The organism is Nocardia spumae (genome assembly GCF_020733635.1).
GTDB lineage: Bacteria > Actinomycetota > Actinomycetes > Mycobacteriales > Mycobacteriaceae > Nocardia > Nocardia spumae.
Genome location: NZ_JAJFZL010000001.1, coordinates 5,101,915 through 5,117,282, shown reverse-complemented (window position 1 = coordinate 5,117,282; position 15,368 = coordinate 5,101,915). Strand labels below are relative to the sequence as shown.

The following is a 15,368-nucleotide window of genomic DNA, read 5'->3' as shown; positions in this document are numbered from 1 at the left end:
CCCGCAAGCGGATTACCCTTGCCGCGTTCGGGTTCCGGGTCGGCCGAGTTCTCCGGCGCGGCCAGGTCCCGCGTTCTAGGGTGGGCTCGTGGGAAACGAGAACGTGCGGGCCTCGGACGCGGACCGGGAGAAGATCGTCGAACGGCTGCGCTCGGCCATGAACGAGGGCCGGTTGAACCTCGCCGAGTTCGACGATCGCGTCCAGCAGGTCTACGCCGCGCGTACCTATGGTGAGCTGTCGCCGATCCTGTCGGATCTACCGGCCGTGCGCGAGCAGGGCACGGCATCGCGCCCGCACCGGGTGCCGCCGTGGGTGCTGATCATGTGGACGCCGTGGGTGTTCGTCAACGTGCTCTGCCTGCTGATCTGGCTGGCGACCGGAGCCGGTTACTTCTGGCCGTTCTGGGTGGCGGTGCCGTGGGGCCTGGCGCTGTGTATCCCGACCGTCATCGGAATCACCGTCGGCCGGTCGCCGGGTGAGCGCCACCCGCGCCACGACGATCCGCGGTCCTGATCGGAGCGCCGACGCAGACGGCTCGCCGGATCGATCCCGATCCGGCGAGCCGTACTCCCTGCAGGGGTCTGGAATCAGCCCTTGTGAGCCTTGACCGCCTCGGTCAGCTGCGGGGCGACGTTGAACAGGTCGCCCACGATGCCGTAGTCGCTGATCTCGAAGATCGGCGCCTCTTCGTCCTTGTTGACCGCGACGATGGTCTTCGAGGTCTGCATACCGGCCCGGTGCTGGATGGCGCCGGAGATGCCCAGGGCGACGTACAGCTGCGGGGAGACCGTCTTACCGGTCTGACCGACCTGGAACTGGCCCGGGTAGTAGCCCGAGTCGACGGCGGCACGCGAGGCGCCGACCGCGGCACCCAGGGCGTCGGCCAGCGGCTCGACGACCTTGTGGAAGTTGTCCTCGCTGCCGACGCCGCGACCACCGGAGACCACGATGGTGGCCTCGGTGAGCTCCGGACGGTCGCCACCGACGACGGGCTCACGGGAGGTCACCTTGGTGACGCCCTCTTCCTGAGCCGGAACCTCGACGGTCACCTTCTCGCCGGCGGCGGCCTGCGGAGCGGCCTCGATCGCACCCGGGCGCACCGAGATCACCGGCACGTCACCGGTGGCCTTGGCGTCGACGGTGAACGCGCCACCGAAGATGGAGTGGGTGGCGGTGCCGTCGGCCTTGACGTCGATGACATCGATCAGCAGGCCGGAGCCGATGCGGGCGGCCAGGCGACCCGACACCTCCTTGCCCTCGGCGGAGGCGGCGACCAGCACGGCGGCCGGGGAAGCCGACTCGGCCAGACCGGCCAGGACGTCGACCTTCGGGGTCACCAGGAAGCCGTCGACATCGTCGGACTCGGCGACGTAGATCTTCTCGGCACCGGCGGCGGCCAGCGCGTCGGCGATCTTGTCAGCCGAGCCGGGCGCGCCCAGCACGACCGCGGCCGGCGAGCCCAGCGAGCGTGCGGCGGTGAGGAGTTCGGTGGTCACCTTCTTGGGTGCGCCTTCGGCGTGCTCGACGAGCACAAGTACTTCTGCCATGGGTATCTCTCCTGAAGTCTGTGGTGAATGCGCTCGGCGGGATCAGATGATCTTCTGGCCGACGAGGTACTGCGCGACCTGGTTGCCGCCCTCGCCTTCGTCGACCGTCTTCTCGCCCGCGGTACGCGGCGGCTTCGGCGTTACAGCAGTCACAGCAGTTCCCGCATTCGACACACCGACGGTCGACGGGTCGATGCCCAGGTCGGCCAGGGTGAACGTCTGCACTTCCTTCTTCTTCGCGGCCATGATGCCCTTGAAGGAGGGGAAGCGGGGCTCGTTGATCTTCTCGGTGACCGAGACGATGGCGGGCAGGTTCGCCTCGAGCTTGAACACACCCTCGTCGGTCTCGCGCTCGCCGGAGATCTTCTCGCCGTCCACGGTCAGCTTGCGCAGGTGCGTGAGCTGCGGGATGCCGAGGTACTCGGCGATGATGGCCGGCACGGCACCCGCGCGGCCGTCGGTGGCCTCGTTACCGGCGATGACGAGCTCTATGCCTTCGATCTGGCCCAGCGCACCGGCGAGCACCCACGCGGTCTGCACGGCGTCGGAGCCGTGGATGGCGTCGTCCTTGACGTGGATGGCCTTGTCGGCACCCATCGACAGCGCCTTGCGGATGGCTTCGGTGGCACGCTCGGGGCCCATGGCGAGAACGGTGACCTCGCCGCCCTGGGCTTCCTTGATCAGCAGGGCCTCTTCGACGGCACGCTCGTTGATCTCGTCCAGGATCGCGTCGGCGGCCTCCCGGTCGAGGGTGTAGTCACCATCGGTCAGCTTGCGCTCGGACCAGGTGTCGGGAACCTGCTTGATCAGTACGACGATGTTCGGCATTGGTCTTCGTCGACCTCCTGTTCTGGTGGCACGTGAGGTGGGGTCGCACGATCGGCTGGCCGTACGTCCACGGAAAAGGCTCTGTCAGTTCGAAAACTCTGTCACTTCGAAAGCTCCGATCGGGAGATTACCCTACATTAAGTTACTCGCGGGTAACTTAGGGTGTGATGTTCTCCATCGCCGGTCCGGACGCGGGTGTGATACGCGCAACCGCTAACGTCGACTGAATGAGTGAGGCTGTCGTCTCCCCTGTGAGCGGGGAGTCTGCCGAGGTGGAGCCGCTGCCGCTGACCGGCGAGCGGACCGTTCCGGGTATCGCGGAGGAGAACTACTGGTTCCGCCGGCACGAGATCGTCTACGCGCGCCTGCTCGAACGGTGCACCGGTGCAACGGTTCTGGAGGCGGGATCCGGTGAGGGCTACGGCGCGAACATGATCGCCGATGTAGCCACCGCGGTGATCGGCCTGGACTACGACACCAGCGCCGTGGCACATGTGCGGGCGGTCTACCCGCGGGTGGAAATGATCCAGGGCAATCTGGCCGAGCTGCCGCTCGAGGACGCCACGGTCGATGTGGTGGTGAATTTCCAGGTCGTCGAACATCTCTGGGACCAGGCACAGTTCCTACGCGAATGCCTGCGGGTATTGCGCCCCGGCGGTGAGTTGCTGATCAGCACGCCCAATCGGATCACCTTCTCACCTGGACGCGATACGCCGCTCAATCCCTTCCACACTCGGGAATTGAACGCGACCGAACTCGCGGAACTGCTGGAGCAGGCCGGTTTCCGGGTCGATGTGATGGCCGGTGTCCATCACGGTCCGGCGCTGCGGGCTCTCGACGAGCGATGGGGTGGTTCGTTCATCGACGCTCAGATCGAACGGGCGCTGGCGGGGGAGCCCTGGCCCGCCGAGCTCACCGCGGCGGTGGCCGGTGTTCGCACCGACGATTTCGACCTGCGTCCCACGCCGGCGGGCCGGGGCACCGCCGTTGCGGCGGGCGGCGCCTGGGATCCGGATATCGACGCCAGCCTCGATCTGGTTGCCATCGCGGTGAAACCGTGAGCGATTCGCAGGCGGTGCCGGGTCAGTTCACCCTGGTCCTGCATTCCCATCTGCCGTGGCTGGTGCACCACGGGCGCTGGCCGGTCGGTGAGGAATGGTTGTATCAGTCGTGGGCAGCGTCCTATCTGCCGGTGGCGCGGGTGCTGAGAACACTTGCCGCGGAGGGGCGTTCGCATCTGCTCAGCTTCGGCATCACGCCGGTGCTGGCCGCGCAGCTCGACGATCCGCATGCGCTGTCGGCCATGCATCACTGGCTGGGCAACTGGCAGCTGCGGGCCGATGAGGCGTCCATGGCCGGCAAGGGTGAGCTGGGCCGGTACGAACACGCTCTGGCCGCCGAGGCGCTGGCCGATTTCGAGCTGCGGTGGCGGCACGGCGGCTCTCCGGTGTGGCGGGAGCTGATCGACGCCGAAGCGATCGAACTGCTCGGCGGCCCGCTCGCGCATCCGTTCCAGCCGCTGCTGGATCCGCGGCTGCGCGAGTTCCAATTGCGGGAGGGGCTGGGCGACGCGCGCCATCGCTGGGGCCACACGCCCGCTGGGATCTGGGCGCCGGAATGCGGTTTCACCCCCGGGATGGAACAGGGGTACGCGGCCGCCGGTGTGACGCATTTCATGGTCGACGGTCCGGCGCTGCGCGGTGACACCACTGTCGGCCGCCCGGTGTGGGATACCGATGTGGTCGCGTTCGGCCGTGATCTGCAGGTCAGCTATCGGGTCTGGTCGCCGAAATCGGGTTATCCCGGCCAGAGCCACTATCGCGACTTCCACCACTACGACCACGACACCGGTCTCAAACCGGCGCGGGTCACCGGTAAGCAGGTGGCCGGGCCGGACAAGGCGCCCTACGATCCCGCGGCCGCCGCGGCCGCGGTCGAGCGAGATGTCGCCGATTTCGTCGAGACCGTGCGGCAGCGCCTGATCACCGAATCCGAGCGCGCCGGGCGCCCGGCACTGGTGGTGGCCGCCTTCGACACCGAACTGTTCGGGCACTGGTGGCACGAGGGACCGCAGTGGCTGGAGCAGGTGCTGCGCGCCCTGCCCGAGGCCGGCGTCACCGTCGGCACCCTCGCCGATGCCCGCGCCGCCGGATTCGTCGGCGCCCCGGTGGAACTCGCCGACTCCTCGTGGGGATCGGGGAAGGACTGGCGGGTCTGGGCCGGTGATCAGGTCCGCGACCTGGTCGACCTGAACGCCGAGATCGTGCGTGCCGCGCTGGACACCGTGGACAAGATGGCCGCGCAGGCCGACGGACTGCGCGATCCGGTCGCCGATCAGCTGCTGCGCGAGGCTGTTCTCACCGTGTCGAGCGACTGGGCGTTCATGGTGAGCAAGGACTCCGCGGCCGGGTACGCCCGCGACCGCGCGCACGAGCACGCCCATGCCGTCCGGGAGATCGCGGCGGCGGTGACCACGGGCCAACTCGCCAAAGCGCGGCAGTTGGCGGCAGGATGGTATGCGGCCGACGGATTCTTTCCCGCTCTCGACGCGCGGCGACTGGGCGCACGGGGGACCGATATCCCCGCAGTCGGTCACCGCTCGGCGGGAGCAACAGAAGGACCGGCATGAAGATCTTGATGGTGTCGTGGGAGTACCCACCGGTAGTCGTCGGCGGGCTGGGGCGGCACGTCCATCATCTGGCCGTCGAACTGGCGGCGGCCGGCCACGAGGTCGTCGTACTGGCCCGCCGCCCGATGGGTACCGATGCCAGCACCCATCCCACCCACACCTTCATCGAGGACCGGGTGCTCGTGGTCGCGGTCGCGGAGGATCCGCCCGCCTTCGATTTCGGCGAGGACATGCTGGCCTGGACGCTGGCCATGGGGCATGCCATGGTCCGTGCCGGGATCGCGCTGAGCAAACCGGGAATCGCCGAGGGCTGGACTCCCGATGTCGTGCACGCCCACGACTGGCTGGTCGCGCATTCGTCGATCGCGCTCGCCGAATACTACGACGTGCCGCTGGTATCGACGATCCACGCCACCGAGGCCGGCCGGCACAGTGGCTGGGTCTCGGGCCGGGTGAACAAGCAGGTTCATTCGGTGGAGTGGTGGCTGGCCCGCGAATCCGACGCGCTGATCACCTGTTCGGCCTCGATGCAGGACGAGGTGGACAAGCTCTATCGTCCCGACCCGGTGCCGGTGACCGTGATCCGCAACGGAATCGACGTGGGGGCGTGGACATTTCGTGATCGCGCACCGCGCTCGGGCCCGCCCCGGCTGCTGTATGTGGGCCGGCTCGAATACGAGAAGGGCGTCCAGGACGCGATCGCAGCGCTGCCGCGGATCCGGCGCGCGCACCCCGGTGCGACCCTGACCATCGCCGGGGTCGGCACCCAGTTCGAATGGCTGCGCGAGCGTGCCCGGGTCCATCGGGTGGCGCGCGCGGTGAATTTCGCCGGGCGCCTGGATCACGCGGAGCTGCTGGGCTGGTTGCACGGCGCCGACGCGATCGTGCTGCCGAGCCGCTACGAGCCGTTCGGCATCGTGGCCCTCGAGGCCGCCGCGGCCGGCACACCCCTGGTGACCTCGACCGCGGGCGGACTGGGCGAACTCGTCGTCGACGGTGTCACCGGGGCCTCGTTCGAACCGGCGGATGTCACCGGACTGGTCGAGGCGGTCACCGCGGTCCTCGACGATCCGGTCGCCGCGCAGCAGCGGGCCTATGCCGCCCACGCCCGGCTGACCGCCGACTTCGCGTGGGACGTGGTGGCGGCCGAGACGATTCAGGTCTACCAGGCCGCCAAGCGCCGGGTTCGCAATCCGCTGGGCCGCCCGGTGATCACCGAACGCCCGCTGCCGGAACGGGATCCGAACAGCCCCCTGTGAACCACCCGGGTCGTTGTCCGCGTCGCCTCGGCGGCGGTGCTGCTGATCTCGGTGATGGCGGCCGGGCCGGCGTCGGGCTCCTACGCGCTGGCGCTGTGGGGGCGCTCGGAGGACACGCTGGCCTCGGTGCTCAAGGTGCTCAACAGTGTCTCGGTTCCGTTGATGCTGCTGTCGGGCATCCCGCTGCCGATGAGCCTGGCGCCGCGCTGGCTGCGGATCATCGCCGACCTCAACCCGTTCCAGCACACGGTGGAGGCGGCCCGAGCGTTGTTCCGCGGTGACTTCGCGGTGTCCCAGGTCTACCTGGGTACCGGGTTGACCGTGGCGGTGGCCCTGGTGCTGATGGTGATCGGCGCGCGCAGCTTCGCTCGCGAGAACGCCTGATCGGTGGCCGTCGCGCACCGCCGTACCGGGCTTCCGGTGCGGCGGTGCGGCACTCGCGGCGAACCGGAGGAGACGGGGTGGTGAACGTTCGGTGTGACGGGGATCTCGTTCACCGGACTGGCATCGGCACGACACTCGAACGTCGCCCCGTCGCCGAATCGGCCTGGCTTCATCGACACCATGACGCCAACGTCCGTGCTGACACCGACCCGCACGACAGGCCCAGGGGTGACGTCGCCACAGTACTCCCTGGTTGTGTCTTCCGATCGCGACCACCGCCGGGCCGCCCAGGCACTGCGCTACGGGGTGTTCGCCAATGAACCCGGCTTCGACATCCCGGTCGACGCCGACGGCCTGGATGCCGACCGCTTCGACGAGCACTGCGACCATCTGCTGGTTCGCGACGATCTGACCGATCGGTTCGTGGGCTGCTACCGGATGCTGCCGCCGGACAAGGTCCGCGCGGCCGGCGGCTACTACACCGCCACCGAATTCGACTTGAGCGCAATGGATCCCGAGGGGCGGCGGATCGTGGAGATGGGGCGCGCGTGCGTCGTCCCCGATCACCGCAACGGTTCGGTGCTGACCCTCATGTGGGCGGGCATCCTGCACTACATCCAGCTCACCGGCTACGACTGGGTGATGGGCTGCGTCTCGGTCCCGATGCGCGACACCCCCGCCGATCCGCCCGGCGCGAACGTCGCGGCGGTACGAGATCTGTTGCTGAGCAAGCACGCCGGTGATCCCGCCCGCCGGGTCCGTCCCTACCGGCCGGTGGTCGTCGACGGCCACGGCCTCGACGAACTCGAGGCTCCCGCCCGGCCGAAACTGCCGCCGCTGCTGCGCGGATATCTGCGCCTGGGCGCCGAGATCTGCGGTGAACCGGCCCACGATCCCGACTTCGGGGTCGCCGACTTCGTCGCCCTGCTGGGCCTGGAAACCATCAACACCCGTTACCTGGAACGTCTGCAGAGCGCGGCGGGCGCGATGGACGCCCGATCCGCGGCACCGGCCGCCACGGCGGCACAGGATCTCGATACCGGCGGAGGCGCATGATGTCCTCGACAACGAAAACAGCCGCGGAGACCGGTATTCCGGTCGGCGCCGATCCGGCTCCGGCTCGCGGTGGGCCGGCCTGTCCGCCGACCGCCCCGCTGCACGCGTGGATGCCGGCCAGTCCGTGCGGCGCCCGCTGTGTGGAGACACCCGACAGCGCGGGTGTGCTGCGGGTGACCGCGCGCGCGGCCGGGGTGGCGGGACTGCTGGTGGCGTTCCCGCTGGTCAACCTGGTGACGCCGGCCGCCCGGCGCAACGGTCTGCACCGGCGCTACGCCCGGACCGTATTGCGTTGCTGCGGAATCGGACTGCGGGTCGTCGACGAGCGCACCGCGCCGCCGCCGGACACCGGGACGCTCGTCGTGGCCGGACATGTCGGGTGGACCGATGTCCTGGCCTTGGCCGCCGTCTCGCCGATGGGTTTCGTCGCGCGCGGTGACCTCGTCTCCTGGCCGCTGCTGGGCCGGCTGGCCCGTCAGATGCGGGTGATACCGATCGACCGGGAACGGTTGCGGCAATTGCCGGAAGTGATCGAGACGATGTCGGCGCGGCTCGCGGCCGGGGAGCGGGTCGCGATGTTCCCCGAGGGCACCACCTGGTGTGGCCGGGCGCACGGACGAATGCGTCCGGCGCTGTTCCAGGCCGCCGTGGACAGCGCCACCCCGGTCCAGCCGATTCGCCTGCGCTACGTCGATCCGGACGGCGGCGTCTCGACCGTTCCCGGCTTCGTCGGGGTGGACACCTTCCTCGATTCGGCCCGGCGGGTGCTGCGCTCGCGGGGTGTTGTCGCCGAACTGGTCCTGCTGCCGGTCGAGGAGCCCGGCACGGACCGCCACGATCTGGCCGGTCGCTGCGAGCGTGCGATCAGAGGCCGCACCGAAGTGCGCATCGACGCGCATGCCACCGCGGTGGGCACCGGGCCCACTCGCGACATCGTCATCGCCGAGCCCGCGGTCGCGCACTCGGCCTGACCCGCACAACCGCCGGCGCCGGACCGGTCAGTCGCGCGGCACCAACCGATGCGCGGTGAGCACGATGTGATCGACGCGGGTGCGCGTGGCCGTGTTCTGTCCCTTCAATCGGCGGAACTCGTCGACCAGCTGCACCGCGAGATCACGCAGTTTGGTGTTGGTCTCCTGCGAGCGCCAGCTCAGCACGCGGAACGCCTGTTCGGGGCTGATGCCGTAGGCGAGGACCAGCGCCCCCTTGGCCTGCTCGATGACCGCGCGGGCCTCGATCAGTTCGGGCAGCACCTCCGAGAGGGCCTCGTTGCGTTCATCGGCGATCGTCTCGGTGATGTCGACGAAGAAACCGCAGGTGCCGATGGTCGCCCCGTCCTCGTCGGTGAGGTGGTCGCCGACCACGATGATGTCGCGCGCCTGACCTTCGCTGTCGAGAATGCGGTGCTGTCCGCAGATCGGCTCGCCGGTCTCGAGGGCGGTGGCGATACTGGCCGCCATTCCGTCCCGGTCGTCCGGGTGTTTGTGTGACAACAGCAGGTCGGTGGAAGGTTCGGTGTCGGCGGCGGAGTAGCCGTACATCCTCGCTACCTCCTCCGACCACTCCCAGCGCTGGTCGGCGAACCAGAACCGGAACCAGCCGACACCGCCGCACGGCTCCGCGCCGAGCACAGTTGTCACGAGATCGAGCTCTGCGGCATTCGGCCGCTGTTCCGTACCCACCGTTCCAGTATCCGCCGGATGCCGATCGCCCCGCATACCAGGTAGGACTGATCGGCATCGCACGCCCGGGCGGCGTCACGCGCACCAACTTTCGGTTTGGTACCCGATTTCGGGGGCATTTCGAAAGACGCGAGCGTGGCGTCGCACCGAATCGGTGCTCGATGCCGGCGCTCGCGGTCCGAGACGTGACGGCCGGTGCCGGCGCCCGGACCTGGACCGTTCGACATCGAGAGGACCGGATCGTTCGTGGTTGCGCTGCTTGTGGGGATCGGCTCTGTTTCGCTGATCGTCATTTCGATGTATGCGGCAGTGGTCGCGGTGTGGTCGGCGAAACTGCGCGCCCGGTACGCGTCCGGAAACTCCGGCCCGGTGCGCCGCACCGAATCGAGCGGCCTGCGACTGGCCGCGAAAAGTGTTGTGGGCCAGCCCTTCGGCGCCGAGCGCGCGCCCGCGGACGCGCTGCGCTGATCCGCGTGCCGGGGCCCTGGATGCCCGCGTGGGTACATCGGGCGCTGCCGAGCGGCGTCGGCTAAGATCAGCTCGCCTCACGGTCGAGCAACTGGCCGCTGAGCAAGTAGGCGTGCGCTCGGGCCGTCGCTTCTTCGATCGGAGGCAGCATTGTCGAAACGTGCCGCTCCTGGCACGATCGCTCACCCCTCGTCCACGGTCACCAGGTCGATGTCCGGCACCGATGCGCCGGCTTCGCTGATGGACCGAGTCGTGCTGCGGGAACAGAACCCGCAGGTCCGCGATATCTCCGGCCGCGCTGTGCTGCGCGCGTCCGAGGGGGCGCGGCCGGGATCGGCCCGCAGGGCGAACCGCCCCTCCGAGCTCTCGGCGTCGGCGACTGTGCCGTCGCTCGGGCCGGGGGTGCCGACCGGGCACACGATCCTGCTCGTGGAGGACGACCCCGGCGATGCCCTGCTGGTCGAAGAGCTCGTGGCCGACGGTGCGCCCGGCGCTCGGCTCGAACACGTCCGGTCACTGTCCGAGGCGGGTGCGTGGCTGGCCGCGGGACTGCCCGATTGTGTCCTGCTGGATCTGAACCTGCCCGATTCCCAGGGACTGGACGCGCTCGCCCAGCTGCGCGAATACACCGACCAGGTCGCGGTCGTGGTCATGACCGGACTCGACGAGGAGCAGACGGGGCTGGCCGCCATGGCGGCCGGTGCCGAGGACTACCTGGTCAAGGGTCGGGTCGAACCCGAGTGGTTCGGCCGTGCCGTGCGCTACGCGATTCAGCGCAAGCAGGCCGAACGTACTGCCACCGCGCTGCGCGCGACCACCATGCGGGCACAGGAGAACGCCCGGCTGGAACGCGGCCTGCTGCCCAAACCGCTGCTGCGCGGCGAGCCGGTGATCGATGTGGTGTCGCGATACCGGCCCGGCCGGGCCTATTCGCTGCTGGGCGGCGACTTCTACGACGTGGTCCAGGAAGCCGACGGCACCGTGCACGCGCTGATCGGCGATGTGGCCGGTCACGGACCGGACGAGGCGGCGATCGGCGTCGGACTGCGGCTGGCCTGGCGCACCCTGGTATTCAGCGGCGTGACCGGGCCGAGGCAATTGGAACTGCTCGAGCAGGTGCTCGTCGCCGAGCGGACCGGCCCGCAGACCTTCGCCACCCTCACCACGCTGTACGCGCCGTCCGGGCGTGAGCAGGTGCAGGTCATCCGCGCCGGACATCCGGGCATGCTGGTACACCGGCCCGCCGGCACCGAATGGCTCGAGGTCCCCGGCGGCCCGGCGCTCGGCTTCGTGCCGGGCCGTGCGGACTGGCCGGTGCGCCACGTCGACGTGCCCGCGGGCGCCGGCCTGGTGCTGTTCACCGACGGCCTGTTCGAGGCGCGGATCAGCACCGACGGCGGACGCCTCGGGGAGGACGGCCTGCTCTCGATGGCCTCCGCGGTGTCGGTCGATCAGCCCGCGCGCTACCTGGACGAACTGCTGGGCCGGGTCGAAGACGCCGCCGCGCCGGCGGGCGGACTCGACGACGATGTAGCCGTCGTGTATCTGCGCTGGCGCGAACGCGGACAGGAAGGCGACCGGTGACGGCGAAGCGGCGCCACGGTGGAATCGTCGGACGCTTCACCGTGCAGACGTGGTTTCAGATCGTGCTGGGGCTGATGATCGTGATGATCGTCATCGGAGCCGTCGTGGCCGGGCAGGTGATCGCCCGGACCAATGCGGTGACCGATCGGCTGCTCGACCGCACCCAGCCCACCGCCACGGAGTCCTATCGCCTGCAGTCGGCGCTGGTCAACCAGGAAACCGGCCTGCGTGGGTTCGCGATCGCCGGCGACCCGCAGTTTCTCGAGCCCTACAACCAGGGTTTGCGCGACGAGGTCGCCGCGGTGGCTCGTCTGCGTGAGCTGGCGGGTGAGCGGCCGAGGCTGCTCGCCGACCTCGACCGCGTCGAGTCGGCGGCACGGCGCTGGCGCACCGAATACGCTGATCCGCTGATCGCCGCGGGCGGCAACGCCCGCGCCGCCGAGACGACGGCATTGGTCAGCCGTGGCAAGACACTCTTCGACGGGTTGCGGGTGGCCTTCGCCACGCAGAACGCCGACACCAACGCCGCGATCATCGCCGACCGGCACGAACTGGCCAATGCGCGCACCTTGCGCGATCGGGTGCTGATCGCGGTGGTGGTCGTGGTGCTGCTCACCGGTCTCGCGCTGGTCGTACTGATCCGACGGCTGGTGGCGCGCCCGCTCGATGTGCTGACCGCGTCGTCGCTGCGGGTGGCGGGCGGCGAGTTCGATCACCACATCACCGCGCGTGGGCCCGCGGATCTGGCGACCGTCGCCGAGGCGGTGGAGCAGATGCGGGTGCGGATCGTCACCGAACTGTCGGCCTCGCGCGACCAGCAGGATCAGCTCGCTCGCCAGGCCGAGGATCTGGACCGGCAGACGGTGCAACTGCGCCGATCCAACGCCGAACTGGAGCAGTTCGCCTACGTCGCCTCGCACGATCTGCAGGAGCCGCTGCGCAAGGTGGCGGCATTCTGTCAGCTGCTCGAGAAGCGGTACCACGAACAGCTCGACGACCGGGGCAAACAGTACATCGACTATGCCGTGGACGGCGCCAAGCGGATGCAGCGGTTGATCAACGATCTGCTGACCTTCTCGCGCGTGGGCCGGGTGATCGACGGCACCGAACCGGTCGATCTCGATGCGACACTGGATTCGGCGCTGGACAACCTGTCCGATGTGATCGAGGACTCCGGCACGGTGATCGAAAGACCGGAGCAGCTGCCCGAGATCACCGGTGATCACACCCTGCTGACGATGCTGTGGCAGAACCTGATCGGTAACGCGGTCAAATTCAGGGCGCCCGACACCGCCCCCCGGGTGCGGATCGAGTGCGAGCCGGCCGACGACCCCGCCGAATGGCAGTTCTCGGTGTCGGACAACGGGATCGGTATCGCGCCCCAGTTCGCCGAGAAGGTGTTCGTGATCTTCCAGCGCCTGCACAGCCGGGAGGAGTACAGCGGCACCGGCATCGGCCTGGCGCTGTGCAAGAAGATCGTCGAGTACCACGGCGGCACGCTGTGGATCGACACCACCTACACCGGCGGTACCCGTTTCCGCTTCACCCTCGCGGTGCGCATCGCGCCCGCCCTCATCGAACCCGTAGTCGAAGGAGTCGACGCATGACCGAACCACTGGGCCAGCCCATCGACATCCTGCTCGTGGAGGACGATCCCGGCGACGAGCTGATGACGCGGGAGGCATTCGAGGACAACAAGATCGGCAACACGCTGCACGTCGCTCACGACGGACAGGAAGCGCTCGATTTCCTGTACCGGGAGGGTGAATTCACCGAGGCGCCGCGGCCGGATCTGATTCTGCTGGATCTGAATCTCCCGAAATACGACGGCCGGCAGATTCTGGAAAAGATCAAATCCGATCCGGATCTGAGCCATATTCCGGTGGTCGTGCTGACCACGTCGGCCGCGGAGGAAGACATTCTGCGCAGTTATCGGCTGCACGCCAACGCATATGTGACCAAACCGGTCGACCTGGACCAATTCATCGCCGCGATCAAGCACATCGACGAATTCTTCGTCCAGGTCGTCCGTTTGCCCAGGCAGCTGTGAGGTCGCCGGATACGGTCCGGTTCAGTTCGCCGGTGAGCCGTCCGGCGCCAGCGCGGCCTCGACGGTCGGGAACAGTTCGAGCAGCTTGTCCAGCGCCGTCACCTCGATCGGACGGCGCACCGCGGGCGAGGTCACCACACGCAGCGCGGTGGTTCCGGCCTGGGAGACGGCGAGCAGCACGCTCAGGCCCGCCGAACCGAGAAATCCGACACCGGTCATATCCAGCACGACGGCGGCGGGCTCGCCCCGCAGCGCCTCGTCGAGAGCCGATTGCAGTTGCGGTGCGGAATTCATGTCCACTTCACCGTGCACCGTCACAATGGCGACGGAACCCTCTGTGCGCTGTTCGGTGCGCAGCACCGGTGAGACGCGTTCGCCGGTCATCGGGCAACCTCCGGCGCGAGGTGGTGCGTACCGCATGTGGTCACTTCGATACCTCCGACATATCGCGATCTATGCCGCTTGGAGCGGCGCGGCGATTGGTCGCCGGTGAACAACATACCCGCTTCGCCGGGATCGGAACGGGCGCCTTCGAAGGGATCCGCCGATACCGCGCGACCGCTCGCGTACGCTGGGAAACCGTTTCGCGGCACGATAATTGGGAGCAAGAAATGGGCATGGTGGAGAAGGTGTCTCCCGACGCGGGGACCACTGCGGTCGGATTCCAGGTGCCGGCCACCGCGGAACAATTGATCATGGTCCGCGCCCTGACCGAGACCGTGGCGCTGGTGGCCGATTTCGGCATCGACGAGGCGACCGATATCCGGCTGGCCGTCGACGAGGTGGTCAGCGCCCTGATCGTGGGCGCCGCCACCACCTCGGTGATCGATTGCTCGTTCACCGCGAGTGATGCGGCCATGGACGTGCGGGTGGCCGCGGTCACGACGAGCGCCGACTGCCCGGATACCAGCGGTTTCGGCTGGCATATCGTCTCGACGCTGACGCAGTGGGTGCGCACCTCGAGCGCCGATTACGACGAATCCGCGGGCGGCTACCCGACCGTCGTCGAATTCCGCTGGGCTCGTGGCGGAACCGATGTCGCCTGACGACAGCGCGGGCTCCGCGCCGGAAAAGCAGTCGGCGCACACCGGCTCCACCCGGGCCCATGCCGACGGATACGACGATGTCGCGCCCCTGTTCACCGAGCTCGATGCCCTGCCCGCGGACGATCCGCGCCGGGCGCAGCTCCGCGAGCAGGTGATCAATCGCTGCCTGCCGCTGGCCGAACACATCGCCCGCAAATTCAGCGGCCGGGGTGAGAACTTCGAGGATCTGCTGCAGATCGCGCGGGTCGGACTGGTCGCTGCCGTTGACCGCTTCGATCCCTCGCAGGGCGCGCCGTTCCTGGCCTTCGCGGTGCCGACCGTGATGGGTGAGGTGCGCCGCCACTTCCGCGACCACACCTGGGCGCTGCGGGTTCCCCGGCGGATCAAGGAGATCCAGACCTCGCTGGGACCGACGGTGGAGGACCTCTCGCAGCGGTTGGGCCGTATGCCGCGCGCGCGAGAGATCGCCGAGGCCATGGGCGCCGATCTGGGCGAGGTGACCCAGGCGCTGATCGCGCGCAACGCGTATCAGACCCAGTCGCTGGATGTGCAGCCCACCGACGACGACAGCAGTTCGCGATCGATCCTGGACACGCTCGGCGACGAGGACCCGACCTACGGGTCGATCGACAACACCCTCACCGTCAAGCCGCTGATCGATGCCCTGCCCGAGCGGGAGCGATACGTGCTGACGATGCGGTTCTTCGCCGGGATGACCCAGGAGCAGATCGCGCGCAATCTCAATTGCTCGCAGATGCAGGTATCACGCATCCTGTCCCGGACGCTCAAACAGCTCCGGGAAAAGGCGCTCCGTGATTGATCGGTGACGCTCGC

17 protein-coding genes are annotated in these 15,368 nt (G+C 68.7%); 13 read left to right on the top strand and 4 right to left on the bottom strand.

What is annotated here, in order from left to right; translation table 11 throughout:
* Positions 1 to 88 precede the first annotated feature (88 nt).
* Positions 89 to 514 carry a DUF1707 domain-containing protein gene (locus tag LKD76_RS22955; protein ID WP_227983468.1) on the top strand — a complete coding sequence of 142 codons (426 nt, stop codon included), beginning with the start codon at positions 89 to 91 and terminating at the stop codon, positions 512 to 514.
* Positions 515 to 588: 74 nt separating this feature from the next.
* On the opposite strand, the gene LKD76_RS22950 is transcribed toward LKD76_RS22955, so the two are convergent.
* Both LKD76_RS22950 and LKD76_RS22945 read right to left on the bottom strand, forming a co-directional pair.
* Positions 589 to 1,548: an electron transfer flavoprotein subunit alpha/FixB family protein gene (locus tag LKD76_RS22950; RefSeq protein ID WP_227983467.1), complete on the bottom strand. Its 960-nt coding sequence runs from the start codon at positions 1,546 to 1,548 to the stop codon at positions 589 to 591.
* A gap of 42 nt (positions 1,549 to 1,590) precedes the next feature.
* Positions 1,591 to 2,376, bottom strand: a complete 786-nt coding sequence (locus tag LKD76_RS22945; RefSeq protein WP_227983466.1) for an electron transfer flavoprotein subunit beta/FixA family protein — start codon at positions 2,374 to 2,376, stop codon at positions 1,591 to 1,593.
* 227 nt (positions 2,377 to 2,603) lie between these two features.
* Here LKD76_RS22945 and LKD76_RS22940 point away from each other — a divergent pair, with 227 nt between their 5' ends.
* The 6 genes from LKD76_RS22940 to LKD76_RS22915 all read left to right on the top strand — a co-directional run bounded on the left by LKD76_RS22940 (position 2,604) and on the right by LKD76_RS22915 (position 8,675).
* Positions 2,604 to 3,437 (top strand): class I SAM-dependent methyltransferase, encoded by an 834-nt coding sequence (locus LKD76_RS22940; protein WP_227983465.1) that lies wholly within the window; start codon positions 2,604 to 2,606, stop codon positions 3,435 to 3,437.
* Positions 3,434 to 5,005 carry a 1,4-alpha-glucan branching protein domain-containing protein gene (locus LKD76_RS22935; RefSeq protein WP_227983464.1) on the top strand — a complete coding sequence of 524 codons (1,572 nt, stop codon included), beginning with the start codon at positions 3,434 to 3,436 and terminating at the stop codon, positions 5,003 to 5,005. The genes LKD76_RS22940 and LKD76_RS22935 overlap by 4 nt, the downstream gene beginning before the upstream one ends.
* Complete coding sequence (locus tag LKD76_RS22930) at positions 5,002 to 6,264, top strand: glycosyltransferase family 4 protein (protein WP_227983463.1); 1,263 nt, start codon at positions 5,002 to 5,004, stop codon at positions 6,262 to 6,264. Before LKD76_RS22935 ends, LKD76_RS22930 begins: the two co-directional genes overlap by 4 nt.
* A 36-nt stretch (positions 6,265 to 6,300) precedes the next feature.
* The gene (locus LKD76_RS22925; protein ID WP_227983462.1) at positions 6,301 to 6,648 is read left to right on the top strand and encodes an ABC transporter permease; all 348 of its coding nucleotides are present in this window, start codon (positions 6,301 to 6,303) and stop codon (positions 6,646 to 6,648) included.
* A 180-nt stretch (positions 6,649 to 6,828) separates the two neighbouring features.
* Positions 6,829 to 7,704, top strand: coding sequence for a GNAT family N-acetyltransferase (locus LKD76_RS22920; RefSeq protein ID WP_227983461.1), 876 nt, complete (start codon positions 6,829 to 6,831; stop codon positions 7,702 to 7,704).
* A complete protein-coding gene (locus LKD76_RS22915; RefSeq protein WP_227983460.1) occupies positions 7,701 to 8,675 on the top strand; it encodes a lysophospholipid acyltransferase family protein in 975 nt (324 codons plus the stop codon). Before LKD76_RS22920 ends, LKD76_RS22915 begins: the two co-directional genes overlap by 4 nt.
* A 27-nt stretch (positions 8,676 to 8,702) precedes the next feature.
* Here the strand turns inward: LKD76_RS22915 and LKD76_RS22910 are convergent, their stop codons facing one another.
* Entirely contained in the window at positions 8,703 to 9,386 is a 684-nt protein-coding gene (locus LKD76_RS22910) for a PAS and ANTAR domain-containing protein (RefSeq protein ID WP_227983459.1), read from the bottom strand.
* A gap of 246 nt (positions 9,387 to 9,632) precedes the next feature.
* Between LKD76_RS22910 and LKD76_RS22905 the strand changes: the two genes are divergently transcribed.
* The 4 genes from LKD76_RS22905 (at position 9,633) to LKD76_RS22890 (ending at position 13,488) form a co-directional block, all read left to right on the top strand.
* The gene (locus tag LKD76_RS22905) at positions 9,633 to 9,854 is read left to right on the top strand and encodes a hypothetical protein (RefSeq protein WP_227983458.1); all 222 of its coding nucleotides are present in this window, start codon (positions 9,633 to 9,635) and stop codon (positions 9,852 to 9,854) included.
* A gap of 210 nt (positions 9,855 to 10,064) precedes the next feature.
* The gene (locus LKD76_RS22900; RefSeq protein ID WP_227983457.1) at positions 10,065 to 11,438 is read left to right on the top strand and encodes a PP2C family protein-serine/threonine phosphatase; all 1,374 of its coding nucleotides are present in this window, start codon (positions 10,065 to 10,067) and stop codon (positions 11,436 to 11,438) included.
* The gene (locus tag LKD76_RS22895; protein ID WP_227983456.1) at positions 11,435 to 13,045 is read left to right on the top strand and encodes a sensor histidine kinase; all 1,611 of its coding nucleotides are present in this window, start codon (positions 11,435 to 11,437) and stop codon (positions 13,043 to 13,045) included. The genes LKD76_RS22900 and LKD76_RS22895 overlap by 4 nt, the downstream gene beginning before the upstream one ends.
* Positions 13,042 to 13,488 carry a response regulator gene (locus tag LKD76_RS22890; RefSeq protein WP_227983455.1) on the top strand — a complete coding sequence of 149 codons (447 nt, stop codon included), beginning with the start codon at positions 13,042 to 13,044 and terminating at the stop codon, positions 13,486 to 13,488. The genes LKD76_RS22895 and LKD76_RS22890 overlap by 4 nt, the downstream gene beginning before the upstream one ends.
* Positions 13,489 to 13,509: 21 nt before the next feature.
* Here LKD76_RS22890 and LKD76_RS22885 read toward each other — a convergent pair whose 3' ends face one another.
* Positions 13,510 to 13,872 carry an STAS domain-containing protein gene (locus tag LKD76_RS22885; protein ID WP_227983454.1) on the bottom strand — a complete coding sequence of 121 codons (363 nt, stop codon included), beginning with the start codon at positions 13,870 to 13,872 and terminating at the stop codon, positions 13,510 to 13,512.
* 227 nt (positions 13,873 to 14,099) lie between these two features.
* On the opposite strand from LKD76_RS22885, the gene LKD76_RS22880 reads away from it, so the two are divergent.
* Both LKD76_RS22880 and LKD76_RS22875 read left to right on the top strand, forming a co-directional pair.
* Entirely contained in the window at positions 14,100 to 14,534 is a 435-nt protein-coding gene (locus tag LKD76_RS22880; protein ID WP_227983453.1) for an ATP-binding protein, read from the top strand.
* Entirely contained in the window at positions 14,524 to 15,354 is an 831-nt protein-coding gene (locus LKD76_RS22875) for an RNA polymerase sigma factor SigF (protein ID WP_227983452.1), read from the top strand. Before LKD76_RS22880 ends, LKD76_RS22875 begins: the two co-directional genes overlap by 11 nt.
* Positions 15,355 to 15,368: the final 14 nt, after the last annotated feature.

What these genes read in the sequence shown, in the direction of transcription:
- LKD76_RS22880 (WP_227983453.1), top strand. Translation starts at nt 14,100, where the DNA reads ATGGGCATGGTGGAGAAGGTGTCTCCCGACGCGGGGACCACTGCGGTC.
- LKD76_RS22950 (WP_227983467.1), bottom strand. Translation starts at nt 1,548, where the DNA reads ATGGCAGAAGTACTTGTGCTCGTCGAGCACGCCGAAGGCGCACCCAAG.
- LKD76_RS22915 (WP_227983460.1), top strand. Translation starts at nt 7,701, where the DNA reads ATGATGTCCTCGACAACGAAAACAGCCGCGGAGACCGGTATTCCGGTC.
- LKD76_RS22890 (WP_227983455.1), top strand. Translation starts at nt 13,042, where the DNA reads ATGACCGAACCACTGGGCCAGCCCATCGACATCCTGCTCGTGGAGGAC.
- LKD76_RS22930 (WP_227983463.1), top strand. Translation starts at nt 5,002, where the DNA reads ATGAAGATCTTGATGGTGTCGTGGGAGTACCCACCGGTAGTCGTCGGC.
- LKD76_RS22940 (WP_227983465.1), top strand. Translation starts at nt 2,604, where the DNA reads ATGAGTGAGGCTGTCGTCTCCCCTGTGAGCGGGGAGTCTGCCGAGGTG.
- LKD76_RS22885 (WP_227983454.1), bottom strand. Translation starts at nt 13,872, where the DNA reads ATGACCGGCGAACGCGTCTCACCGGTGCTGCGCACCGAACAGCGCACA.
- LKD76_RS22945 (WP_227983466.1), bottom strand. Translation starts at nt 2,376, where the DNA reads ATGCCGAACATCGTCGTACTGATCAAGCAGGTTCCCGACACCTGGTCC.
- LKD76_RS22900 (WP_227983457.1), top strand. Translation starts at nt 10,065, where the DNA reads ATGTCCGGCACCGATGCGCCGGCTTCGCTGATGGACCGAGTCGTGCTG.
- LKD76_RS22920 (WP_227983461.1), top strand. Translation starts at nt 6,829, where the DNA reads ATGACGCCAACGTCCGTGCTGACACCGACCCGCACGACAGGCCCAGGG.
- LKD76_RS22875 (WP_227983452.1), top strand. Translation starts at nt 14,524, where the DNA reads ATGTCGCCTGACGACAGCGCGGGCTCCGCGCCGGAAAAGCAGTCGGCG.